The sequence below is a fragment of the Paenibacillus sp. FSL M8-0142 genome (assembly GCF_038597315.1).
GTDB classification, from domain to species: Bacteria; Bacillota; Bacilli; order Paenibacillales; family Paenibacillaceae; genus Paenibacillus_AQ; species Paenibacillus_AQ lactis.
The window spans coordinates 4,058,879-4,071,613 of the sequence record NZ_CP152008.1 but is presented as its reverse complement, the minus strand read 5'-3'; the positions used below and the strand labels follow the sequence as shown (position 1 = coordinate 4,071,613).

Sequence of the window (12,735 nt, the reverse complement as noted above, 5' to 3'; positions counted from 1 at the left end):
TGAGACACACCGTCTTGATGCGGGGGCTTCTTCGCATCAAGATTTTTTTTTGCGGGAGGGAATTCATATTATGAATGCGGCAACGGTACGTCATATTCTGGATACAATGGCAACGATGTTTCCGGATGCACACTGCGAACTGAATCACAGCAATGCGTTTGAGCTGACCATCGCTGTGCTGCTGTCCGCCCAGTGTACGGATGAAACCGTGAATAAAGTGACCAAGGATCTGTTTCAGAAATACAAAACTCCGCTGGATTACGTATCGGTGCCGCTCGAGGAGCTGGAGCAGGATATCCGGCGGATCGGCTTATACCGTAATAAGGCGAAGCATATTCAGAACCTGTGCGCGATCCTGATCGAGCAGTACGGCGGCGAGGTGCCGGAAGCTCATGACGAGCTGGTCAAGCTGCCGGGCGTTGGACGGAAGACGGCGAATGTCGTCGTATCGAATGCTTTCGGCGTTCCGGCCATCGCTGTGGATACGCATGTCGAGCGAGTGTCCAAGCGTCTTGGTCTGGCTGCGTGGAAGGACTCGGTGCTGGAGGTGGAGAAGAAGCTGATGAAGCGGGTGCCTCGTGAGGAATGGACGATAACGCATCATCGGATTATTTTCTTCGGCAGGTACCACTGTAAAGCACAAAATCCGCAGTGCCAGATTTGCCCGCTCCTTGATGTCTGCCGTGAAGGAAAGAAGCGTATGAAAACATCGGCAGTCAGGAAGAATAAGGAACAGCCGAGAGTAAGCAAGACATAGACAAGATAAGAGGATGGGATAACACATGAAATGCATCTCCGTTTATACCGACAACTTTGAATTGTTCTCCGATATTTTCGAGCATGTGGTGGAGAGCCAAAACCAACTGAACGAGAATGAAGAGCAAGAGGTGGAAGGCGTGACCTTCAGCCATTCCGGGGACGCGCCGGAACACTATTTGGAAAGAATGTCGCAAAAGCCCGAAGTCGTGGTTATGCGCGACAAATCCCGCGGTTTAACGATTCTGCAGCACGGCAGCGTGTTTGAAATTTTGATTCCGGCGGAAGACGGAACCGTAGTATCGTAAAGCTCGTTTGACTGCGCTTCGCAATTTGGTTCATTTAAGCTGAGCACAGCGGCACGGATTTTCATAAGCGATACTTCTTCAGGACCTCAGGAAGGCGCCTGAGAGAACTTCGGGTAGCGAAAGGCGGCAGGGCATTGCTGCTAACCGTTCCCGATGTTTACGAGTGAGGTATCCAATCGATCCGATGTTTGACAAGAGGCTGTCCCGTAAGGTCTATGACCCGGGGTAGCCTTTTCGTATGTTGAGGAAGCAACGGGGGAAATGCTTGCGGGGGATATGACGTATCGTTCACCCGATGACGTAATCTCGAAGAAGCAAACGGGCACGGGGAACGAGAGGAGCATGTCGGTTAATTAGAGTCCTCTCCGGATGCGTTGTTTTCTTTCATTAATATAAGAATATAATAAGATGATCTCTGGACCGAAGGAATCGTAAACAACGGACATGTGGATAGAAAGCCGGATACATACACATCGAACAGGAGATCGGAAGACGATGAGTTAGAACCATACGAATGATTATAACGAACGGTAAGCGAGCACTGTATCTGAAGAAGGGAATAGCTTTTCCGTCGCATTCCGAACAGAAGGCAGCGACCGGAAGCATAGACTTTCGTTCGCTTTTGCAGGCGGATATCCCCACCTCCGTAACAACAGGAATCGGAAGAACCATTCATGCATCTCCTTAACATAGGGGAGTGAAATCAACCACCGCATGTAGTGCATTGTACTTTAAAGTCACAAGCAAGTAGTTCACCCACCATCCACGGGGGATCAGGCTGCATAATTTTTGATAACGAGGCATGTCCGCTTCACGAAGCATGAAAGGATGGATTCGGGGAGGAGCTTAACGTGTTCTTCGCTCATGAAATGTCGCAAAATCGCAGCGGGATCGAAATGCGATGATTCCTTTAATGCCCAAGCGATGATACAATAAAAAGATGTGAATAGAATGTGTCAGAAATATAAGATTCATGGATTGGAGCGAGAAAGGACATTGAAGATAGCCGAACGTGAACTGGGAGCCCATGAGCTTAGCAAGACGATGACAACGGTTAAGGACCGCTTTTTGGATTGGAATGACGAATCATCAGCGGCTCTAGCCGAGGATTTGATACGCAAGGGAGCGAGCGGGGAGCTGACGCTGGCGTTTTGCGGCCACTTCTCGGCCGGCAAGTCCAGCATGATCAATGCGCTCTGCGGCAAACCAGTGCTGCCATCCGGTCCGGTGCCGACCAGCGCCAATATCGTCACGATCCGCAGCGGCACACCGAAAGCCCTCATTCATCGCGCAGCCGATGATCATGGCGAGCCGATGACGGTGACGATCGAGGAGCTGGCTGATTATTGCAAAGAGGGCAGAGCCTATTCAGCCATTGAGGTATGGGAGGACATTCCGCTGCTCGGGGAATCCGGCGTTCTGATGGATACGCCGGGGGTAGACTCAACGGATGACGGTCACCGTTTGGCTACCCACTCCGCGCTTCATATGGCCGATGTCGTTTTTTACGTGATGGATTACAACCATGTGCAGTCGGAGAGCAATCTCTTGTTTGCGAAAAGCTTGTCGGATTGGGGAAAGCCGCTGTATCTCATTGTGAATCAGGTCGATAAGCATCGGGACCAGGAGCTGTCGATAACGGATTATTTGCAGGACGTGAAAAAGGCCTTTGCGCAGTGGAAAATTGCCTATAAAGGACTTCTCTGCACGTCGCTTAAGGTGAAGGAGCATCCTTATAACCAATGGGAGCGGCTCAAGTCGCTGATTCGTGAACTTATCGCGATTAAAGATCCGCTTCTTGGCTACAGCGTATCCTGCTCCATGCATCATGCGGCGGATCAGCATGTGGACGCTTTCGCCCGCTCTCTCCAGCCCGAGAAAGAACGGCTGCTTGAGGAAATGGGCGGTGAGGAGGCGGCAGCGGCCCTTAAGGCGCGCCTTGAAGAGCTGGAGTCACGGAAGCGGGAGGCGGAATCGCTGCCCGGAACTGCCCGCCAAGCGCTTCGCAGCGAGGCGGATTCTCTTCTTGCCAATGCGAACTTAACGCCAGCGGATGTGCGCGAGCTCGCCCGCCTGTTCTTGGAGAGCCGCCGCAGCGGGTTCAAGGTCGGATTCCTATTCTCGGGCGGAAAGACCGAAGAAGAGAAGCGCCGCCGTCTGGAAGCGTTCCATGCCCGATTGAAGGAACAGATCTCCGCTCAGGTCGATTGGCATGTCCGGCATTTGTTCCGCAGCATCACCGAGAGCTATACGGAGTGGAATACGGAATGGGAAAGCATGCTGGATCATGAGCTGCCGACGGTTCAGGAGGATATGGTTACAGGCGGGATCCAGTCGGATGCGATTGTTTCCGGGGAGTATGTGCTGAACTATTGCCGGGAGCTGGCCGAGCGCATCAAGGCCAGCTATCGCCGTGCCGTGTCGGAGCTGGCCGACCGGCTGCAGGCGGTGCTGACGGACGCTTCAGCCGTTCGTCTGCAGGAGCTGGGGCGCCAGCAGGAGGAGCTGCTGGCGCAATCAGCGGCTTCCGCCCGCTATGCTGCGCTGCAGCAGGCGGAAGCCGCCCGCGCGGCGGAGCTGGCGCAGCTGCTCCCGCCGCGCGCCTCCCTCACCCCCGGCCTCCTGCCGGAGGTGAGGGAGCCGGAAGGGCAGCCCGCCCAGGCGGCTGCCCAAGGCGGCGCCCCGGCTGCGCAGCCGGGGCAGGGGCGCACCGCGCCGCGCCGCAGCAGCGCTGCGCCGGGGGCGCCCCAGCGGCGCCAGCAGCTTGACGCTGCGGCAGCGCAGCTGCAAGCGGCCGCCGCGCTGCTGGCGCCGTACCCCGCGCTGGGCTCCGCCGCGCGGGATTTGACCGCCCGCGCCGAGGCGCTCGCGGGCGGCTCGTTCACGATGGCGCTGTTCGGAGCGTTCAGCGCCGGCAAATCCTCCTTCGCCAACGCCTTGCTTGGCGAAGCGGTGCTGCCGGTTTCACCGCACCCGACGACGGCAGCGGTAAACCGCATTCTCGCGCCGGCTGAAGGAAAGCCTCATGGGACCGCAGCCGTGCGCATGAAGACCCGCGAGATGTGGTGGGACGATCTGAAGTATTCCTTCAGCGTGCTGGGATTGCCAGAGCCGAGCCCGGACCGCTGGCGGGCGGCAGCGGAACAGCTGACACCATCGGGGCTGCATCCGGCAGCTTTGCCGCATTACGGATTTCTGAAGGCGGCGGCCGCCGGCTGGGAAGAGATGGAGGGCAGGCTCGGGACGACGGAGCTTGTGCAGCTGCCGGAATACCGCGGATATGTCGCCGATGAGCGGAAATCCTGCTTCGTGGACGGGATTGATCTGTATTACAGCTGCCCGCTCACCGAGCAGGGGATCGTCCTGGTCGATACGCCGGGAGCAGACTCGCTGCATGCCCGGCATACGGGCGTCACGTTCAGCTATATTAAAAACGCCGATGCGATTGTCTATGTGACGTATTATAATCATGCCTTTTCCAAAGCGGACCGCCAGTTCCTGTCCCAGCTCGGACGGGTGAAGGACAGCTTCGCGCTTGATAAAATGTTCTTTATCGTAAATGCCGCCGATCTTGCCCAGTCTGAAGAGGAGCTGGGGGAAGTCATCAAGCACGTGCGCAGCAATTTGACGGCGAACGGCGTCGGCAGTCCGCATCTTTATCCGGTGTCGAGTCAATCGGCCTTAACCGGGAAGCTGCAGAACGATGAGGAAGTCCTCGCCGTATCGGGGTTTCCGGCATTCGAGGAGGCGCTTGGGCGCTTTGCCGCGGTTGAATTGCCGAAGCTGTCGCTGCGCGCCGGGTATGATGAGGTGGCTTCCATCCGGGACCGGATTCGGACATGGGCCGAGCTGGCCGCTCAGGACGCTACGACGCGCCAGCAGAAGATCCAAGCGATGGAAGAAGTGCGAAGACAGGCGCTTGTTCGGCTAGAGCGGTTAACGGAGGATACGATGGCCCGCGATATAACGCAGGAATGCAGCGAGCTGTTGTTCCATGTGCGGCAGCGGCTCGATTACGCGATGAACCGATTCTTCCAGGAATCGTTCAACCCGTCCGTCCTCCGCGAAGACAGCGGAAATATGAAATCGGCATTTGCCGCGTGCGGCCAGGATTTGCTGCGTACGCTGTCCCTGGAGCTGGATCAGGAGCTGTGGGCGACAACGCTACGTTTGGAGCAGGCGGGACGCAAGCTGACCGAAGGCGCAGCCGGAAAAGCGGCAGCCGATATTCAAGCGATGGAGGAGGGATTGGCGCTCACCCTCCGGCGGGAGCCGGATTGGCCGTCTCCGGAGCTTGCCGAAACGGAGCTTTTGATCGACGGAGGCTGGCTGGCATTCTGGTCCTTGTTCAAAAATCCGAAGCACTTTTTTGAGGGCAGCGGCAGCGTCAAGCTCCGCGAAGCGGCCGAGCCGAAGGTGAAGGAGGCGATCGCCGCCGTCGTCAGCAAGCGCGAGGAGCAGCTGGCGGAGCATTATGCCCGCATGGTCGCCAACTCCTTGCGCCATCATGCAGGAGCGCTTGAGGAACAGCTTCAGGAGTCGGTTGAAGCCATCATCGACTCGCTGAAGGACGGGCAATCCCCGCAAGTGTGGAATAAGCTGGCTGACGATTTGCAGGAGCTGACGGCGGCCGGACCTCTTCAAGGCTGATTCCGGCATCCTTGTTTCAACCGAGTGGGGACGATATTCCCAAGCCAATTGAACAAATACGGGTCACGGATAAATCCGAGCCAAGTATGTTCCAGGTTTTGAATGGATGACGGTAGGTCCGTAAAAACGTTACACGCACCGAACGGAACATGCAATGGTGCGTAAAAACGGTCCATTGCTTTGCAGAATAAACATCCATAGCGCAGACGTCTTCCGAGCCATGCATCATGGCGGCGGAGGCGTCTCTTTTTATGGAACCGTGAATTACCTTTTTATGTAACTTTATTTCGCGTGATTGAAGAGCAATGGCTGCACAAACCCCATGTATTTGGCGCCTGCCCCTGCACTTGCCATGTTCTAATGATGACTGCTGCCGATTAACAGCGTCGACTAATGACTGCTGTACGATCAACAGATCAACAGCGTCGACGTTCGGACGACAAGCATAGATGCTGGCTCCTGGGGACAGAAATCATAGAAAACCAACCTTCCGATACCCTTCTCCAAAAAGTCCTGAACCGGGACGAAATGCACAGTGGCTGCCCGAAGCGGTCGCTTCCGGGAGAAAGAGTAGCATAGGTGAGAATTAACGATTATTTAATCAGTAAACAAAGATAAGTTTAACTATTTGCCTTCATTAGGTCCTTTTGGCTCATTTATGACCGTTATTTCTCTTTGCCGCCCGTTCAGGTCGATGATAAACTTCATAAATGCTACATAACCTGAACGAAAAAAATCCTACGGAGGAAAATCATGAATGTTCTTAGGCAACTGCAGGGCTTCTTTTGGGAGAAACGGAGTTATCTCTTTCTCTCCATTCTCTGTCTGGCGATTGCAACGGCGCTGGGACTTGTGTACCCGTACCTCTTGCAAGTCCTGATTGACGATGCGATCAAGATGGAGAACTTCGGCATGGTTCCGCAGCTGGCACTGACCGTATTGGGGGTTGTCATCCTCAAAGCCTCCATGCAGTTTCTGCACGGCTTTTTTGGAGGGAGGCTGGGCAACTACCTCGCCTACTCGCTGCGTAACGCCTGCTACGAAAAATTGCAATTTTTATCGTTCCGTTACTATGACACGGCACGCACCGGGGACTTGATGTCGCGGCTGACCGGCGATCTGGAAGCGATCCGGATGTTTATCGGCTTCGGCTTCGCCCAGCTGCTCAATCTGGTGCTGATGGTCACCTTCGGGTCCATCATGATGTTCACGATCAGCTGGAAGCTGACGCTGATCACGCTTGTCGCGATGCCGTTTCTCGTCGTCGCCGCGCTCAAATTCGAATCGAAAATTCATCCGGCGTTCCAGGAGATGCGGCTTGCGCTCAGCTCGCTGACCACGGCCGTACAGGAGAACATTACGGGTGTCCGCACGGTCAAGTCTTTCGCCCGCGAGCCGCATGAAGTCGAGAAGTTCTCGGAGCGCAACGAACGCTACAAGACGAATCAGATCTTTGCATCTTCCTTGTGGGCACGCTACTTCCCGATGATGGAGCTGTTCGCAAACATCAGCGTCGTTATATTGCTCGGCGTCGGAGGAAGCCTGGTCATTAACGGATCGATGTCGGTCGGACAGCTGGCGGCATTCTTTACCCTGATTTGGTACATCATTGGACCGCTGTGGGGGATCGGCTTCCATATCAACAACTATACGCAATCGAAGGCGTCCGGCGAACGGGTGCTGGAGCTTCTGAATCAGCCGATTGACGTGAAGGACCGCGAGAATGCCGTGGATTTGGTGCCTAGCGAAGTGAAGGGGCATGTCGAATTCAACGAAGTGACTTTCGCATACGGAAACAAAATGGCGGCTGTCAAAGACATTAATTTGAATGCGCCTCCAGGCTCGGTAATCGGCCTGCTGGGCGGAACCGGATCCGGCAAATCGACGATCATTCAGCTGCTTATGCACGCGTACAACGTGAACCAGGGGACCATCACGCTGGACGGCATCAATATTAATGACATCAAGGTGCGCAGCCTGCGAAGCCAGATCGCTACCGTATTCCAGGAGACCTTCCTGTTCTCGTCGAGCATTCGCAACAACATCGCTTACGGCATGAAAGACGTGAGCATGGAGGATATCATTCGGGCTGCAAAGCTGGCGAAGGCGCATGATTTTATTATGGAAATGAAGGACGGCTACGATACGATCGTAGGCGAGCGGGGCATGGGGTTATCCGGCGGCCAGAAGCAGCGGATCGCGATTGCCCGCGCCCTGCTGAAAAATCCAAAGATTCTGATACTGGACGATGCGACGAGCGCGGTCGATATGGAGACCGAGCATGAAATCCAATCCGGTTTCCAGGAGGTCATGAAGGGAAGAACGACCTTTATTATCGCCCACCGCATCTCCTCGCTGCGCCATGCCGACGAAATTCTCGTTCTCGACGAAGGCCGGGTCGTTCAGCGCGGCAAGCATGAGGAATTGATTGCAGTACCGGGGCCATACCAGGATGTATACAAAATACAATATGCGGACCTTATCGCGAGGCAGGCTCAAGCGGGAGGGAAGCAAGGGCAGGTGCAAGCATGAACGCCAACGTAAATACAGAACCCCATCATAGGAGAAAGGCTCCCAAGTCCGAACAGGACCCGGGAGCGAAGAACGAACGCTTTGTATACAAGGATGACGATGCGATCGAGAAACCGTTTAACTGGAAGCAGCTGACGCGGTTGATCTCGTACATGAAGCCTTACGCTAAGCAAATTTTGCCGCTGGTCGGGCTGATGATGATCATCGGAACGATCACGAAGCTGGCGATTCCTTTTCTGACAAGTCAGGCCATTGACCATGCCATCGAGCCGGAAAACGGAAGTCCGAGCCTGACGCTGCTCTATCAGATTACGATAGCCGTGCTGGCCATGTACGTGATTCAATGGATCGCAGGCATCTTCCGGATCAAGTACACGAATATTATCGGGCAGCGGGTCATTTACGATCTTCGCGCCGACTTGTTCAGGCACATTCAGCGGCTTTCCTTTAACTTCTTTGACAAACGGCCGGCAGGATCGGTGCTCGTGCGGGTGACGAATGACGTCAACTCGCTGCAGGATCTGTTCACGAACGGGGTCGTCAATCTGATCATCGACTGCGTTCAGCTCGTCGGCATTGTCGTTATTCTGCTCGTTATTAACTGGAAGCTCGGTCTTGCGGTAATCGTTACGGTGCCGATCATGTTCTTCATTTCCACGAAGCTTCGCGTACGGATCCGCCGGGCGTGGCAGGACGTGCGGATCCGGAACTCCCGCATCAACTCCCACTTGAACGAGTCGATTCAAGGGATCCGGGTGACCCAGGCGTACACGCAGGAAGAAGAGAACATGAAGTTCTTCGATCATATGAACCTGGACAGCAAAAAGTCTTGGGATAAGGCCTCGGCCATGAACCAGTCCTTCGGTCCGCTGATTGAAATAACGGGCGGCTTCGGAACGCTGATACTTTTCTGGCTCGGTGCAACGCTTATACAGCAAGGAGAGCTGACGATCGGTCTCTTGATCGCCTTTACCCAATATGTCGGTAACTTCTGGGAGCCGATCAACCGACTCGGTCAAATGTATAACCAGCTGCTGGTTGCCATGGCTTCGTCGGAGCGAATCTTCGAGTTTATCGACGAGAAGCCGAGCATCGATGATAAGCCGGGCGCAGTCAAGCTGCCGAAGATTCAAGGGGACATCAAGCTTGAGAACGTTGTGTTTGAATACGAGAAGGGCCGCCAGGCGCTGAAAGGAATCAACCTGGACGTAAAGGCCGGGCAATCGATCGCCCTCGTCGGTCACACCGGCTCCGGCAAGAGCACCATTATCAATCTGCTGAGCCGTTTTTACGACATTACGGACGGCAAGCTTACCATCGACGGCTATGATATTCAATCGGTCACGGTGGAGAGTCTGCGCAACCAGATCGGCATCGTGCTTCAAGATACGTTTATCTTTTCCGGAACGATTCGGGACAATATCCGTTTCGGCCGGCTGGATGCAACGAACGAGGAGATCGAGCAGGTGGCCAAAGCCGTCGGCGCTCACGAATTCATCGTTCAAATGCCGAGCGGCTATGACACCGAGGTCGAAGAACGCGGGAACATGCTGTCCATGGGTCAGCGCCAGCTGCTGTCCTTCGCCAGAGCGCTCCTTGCCGATCCGAGAATCCTGATTCTGGATGAGGCGACGGCGAGCATCGATACGGAAACCGAGCTCAAAATTCAGGAAGCGCTAAAAGTCCTGCTTAAAGGCCGCACCTCCTTCATCGTGGCGCACCGTCTCTCGACGATCCGGCATGCGGATCATATCGTCGTTCTGGACCACGGACGGATTATCGAGGAAGGGAACCATAACCAGCTTATGCAGAAGCAGGGAACCTATCATGGACTTATTGAAGCGCAATACCGCTTTTTGTAAAAACGTCTTAACAAAGGTTTAACAAAACCGACACAAATGTAAAAAAAATGTCGCCTGACACTTGCAATCTTCTTCATAAACTTACAAAATAGAAATAGAGTGATTCAAGAATTTCATAGAAGAAGGGAAGCATGAGGGTATAATGAGCATCGAAAGCGTATTGTCTGCGCCTGCACTGCTGATTCGAAACTTTGAGAAGAATGATTTGGAAGCTGTCACATCCTTGATGCGAGAACTGAATTATCCGACCACGCTGAATGTGATGCGTGAACGGATGGAGAACATGTCGTGCAATCCGCTGTACTGCAATATGGTTGCTGAATTGGACGGAACCGTCGTCGGCATGATCATGCTTCGTCAAGTCAAATCCTTCGTTATGACCGAACCGGTCACTCAAATTACTTCGGTTATTGTAACCTCAAGCTGCCGCCGCCAAGGCATTGGCAAACGATTAATTCAAGCTGCAGAAACTTGGGCAAGACAGCAGGGCAGCGACCTCTTGTTTCTCACGAGCGGCAACCGGGAAGAATTAGCCCCGGCACATGCATTTTATGAACATATCGGATTTGAAAAGGCAGGCTATCAGTTTAACAAAAAGCTGTAGCCGCATCCCTTTTGTTAACCCATCCCGGGCACGGGATGGGTTTTTTCTTGTTTGATCTGAAGGATTTCCAACAATTGTGCACTTGTCGCGGGTATCAATTATGTTACAATGTGTTCGTAGATGGTTACAAAAATGTTACCAACGCTTGATCCTCTGACACCAAGAACTCACCCTCTAGAATCTATGAGGATCAAGCGGCCCAACAACAAGACTACAGGAGATGATGAATTTCATGAATAAGCAATGGATGAAGAAAGTCGCAGGCGGCAGTATCGCCGCGGTAATGGCCGTAGGCATCATGCTTCCTACAACAGCTTCCGCTGCACCGGCTGAGAACAGCCATGTTGTAAGCTGGCAGCAAAAGATTCAGCAGTTTCTGGAGTCCCAAGGCTGGGAAGGACAGTTCAAATGGGTAACTCAAATGCCTCAGGCAGAAAAGCCTGAAACCTCGAAACCAGCGGTGCCTAAACCGGAAGCGTCCAAGCCGGAAGACGAGAAGCCGCAAACTCAGCAGCCTGCGGAGAAGCCGCAAACGAGCAAGCCGGGAACAAGCACGCCGGCGAAGCCGTCCGAACCATCCGGATCGACGGGCACGAGCGAGCAATCGAGCTTTGCTTCCCAAGTTGTCGAGCTCGTTAACCAAGAACGCGCGAAGGCAGGCTTGAAGCCACTTACCGTACATGCTAAGCTGACGACAGTTGCGCTGGATAAAGCGAAGGATATGAACAATAACAATTACTTCAGCCATACTTCCCCAACCTACGGCTCGCCGTTTGATATGATGAAAGCTTACGGAATCTCTTACGGCTATGCCGGCGAGAATATTGCTAAAGGCCAGCGTTCGCCGCAAGAAGTTATGGATGCATGGATGAACAGCCAGGGACACCGTGAAAATATTTTGTCTCCGAACTTTACGATGATCGGGGTAGGATACTACAACGGTTACTGGGTGCAAGAATTTATCAGCCAATAATACGGAATAATCTACAGGGGACTGTCCTGATCGCGAGAGCCTGCTCTTGCGTTTCGGGACGGTCTTTTTTTGGCTTTATGATTTGCAAATTTTTGAAAGAAGTTTTATGGTAGAGTACATGAGGATTTTTGCAGGGGGAGAGTCATGAGAACATCGTCATGGATATGGAGGATTACCGCTTGCGCCTCGGCATTGGCAACCATTGTGCTCGTCATTGGCTTTATATATGCATGGAATGATATCAACTATCCACAAGGAGAGCCTCTTGCCGCAGGGAGCGATTCGGGATCCGAATCACCCTCAGCGCCTGGTGCCGTGCCGGGGAATGGAGCCGGGGCGGATCAGGAGGAGCAGGCGGGCAAGGACGAAGACACGACGACTGCACAGCCGCTGCCGGATCACCTGAACGTCACGGCGATCGGCGATTCTCTTGCCAAGGGAACGGGGGACAATACCGGGAGCGGGTTTGTCCGGCGGAGCATCGATCAGCTGAACGGGGACGGGCGATCGGCCAAGCTGCTTGCTAACTTGGCGATCAACGGGATGACAACCGAGGCGCTTCTGCCCAAGCTCGACGACAAAGGCATCCGTTACGCCCTGCAGCGGGCAAACGTAATCATGCTGTCGATCGGCGGCAACGATTTGTTTCAGAACAGCGGCCTTTTGAGCGAAGAGACCGACCCGGATGCGCTCGAGATCGACCCGGTCAAGCTGATGGCTTCGCTGCCTGAGGCCTCCGAGCGCCTGCAGTCGATTCTGCAGAAGCTTCGGGCCATTAATCCGGATGCCCGCATCATTTATGTCGGGCTGTACCACCCGTTCGCTGATTTGAAGGAGTTGCAGATCCCGGGGAATATCGTCGTATCGACATGGAATCATAGCGTAATGGAAATCGTGAATCAGGACCCGAATATGACGCTGGTCCCCACGTTTGATCTGTTTCAGCACAAGCTGGATGCCTATTTGTCATCCGACCATTTCCATCCGAACGGTGCGGGATATCAGGCCATTGCGGACCGGATCGTACAGGGCTTGAAGTAAAACGGGGAT

At 54.2% G+C, this 12,735-nt stretch carries 8 protein-coding genes; all 8 read left to right on the top strand.

The window, feature by feature from the left end; translation table 11 throughout:
* The first annotated feature begins 70 nt into the window (after positions 1 to 70).
* The 8 genes from nth (at position 71) to NSQ46_RS18695 (ending at position 12,726) form a co-directional block, all read left to right on the top strand.
* Positions 71 to 757 (top strand): endonuclease III, encoded by a 687-nt coding sequence (nth, locus tag NSQ46_RS18730; protein WP_007129897.1) that lies wholly within the window; start codon positions 71 to 73, stop codon positions 755 to 757.
* 25 nt (positions 758 to 782) lie between these two features.
* Complete coding sequence (locus NSQ46_RS18725; RefSeq protein ID WP_007129898.1) at positions 783 to 1,064, top strand: hypothetical protein; 282 nt, start codon at positions 783 to 785, stop codon at positions 1,062 to 1,064.
* A gap of 996 nt (positions 1,065 to 2,060) precedes the next feature.
* Positions 2,061 to 5,714, top strand: a complete 3,654-nt coding sequence (locus tag NSQ46_RS18720) for a dynamin family protein (protein ID WP_342574316.1) — start codon at positions 2,061 to 2,063, stop codon at positions 5,712 to 5,714.
* A 753-nt stretch (positions 5,715 to 6,467) separates the two neighbouring features.
* A complete protein-coding gene (locus NSQ46_RS18715; protein WP_007129900.1) occupies positions 6,468 to 8,246 on the top strand; it encodes an ABC transporter ATP-binding protein in 1,779 nt (592 codons plus the stop codon).
* Positions 8,243 to 10,108 (top strand): ABC transporter ATP-binding protein, encoded by a 1,866-nt coding sequence (locus tag NSQ46_RS18710; protein ID WP_144879101.1) that lies wholly within the window; start codon positions 8,243 to 8,245, stop codon positions 10,106 to 10,108. Before NSQ46_RS18715 ends, NSQ46_RS18710 begins: the two co-directional genes overlap by 4 nt.
* Positions 10,109 to 10,250: 142 nt before the next feature.
* Positions 10,251 to 10,712: a GNAT family N-acetyltransferase gene (locus NSQ46_RS18705; protein WP_007129902.1), complete on the top strand. Its 462-nt coding sequence runs from the start codon at positions 10,251 to 10,253 to the stop codon at positions 10,710 to 10,712.
* A gap of 232 nt (positions 10,713 to 10,944) precedes the next feature.
* The gene (locus tag NSQ46_RS18700; protein WP_342574314.1) at positions 10,945 to 11,685 is read left to right on the top strand and encodes a CAP domain-containing protein; all 741 of its coding nucleotides are present in this window, start codon (positions 10,945 to 10,947) and stop codon (positions 11,683 to 11,685) included.
* 144 nt (positions 11,686 to 11,829) lie between these two features.
* Complete coding sequence (locus NSQ46_RS18695) at positions 11,830 to 12,726, top strand: GDSL-type esterase/lipase family protein (RefSeq protein ID WP_342574313.1); 897 nt, start codon at positions 11,830 to 11,832, stop codon at positions 12,724 to 12,726.
* The last annotated feature ends 9 nt before the right edge of the window (positions 12,727 to 12,735 follow it).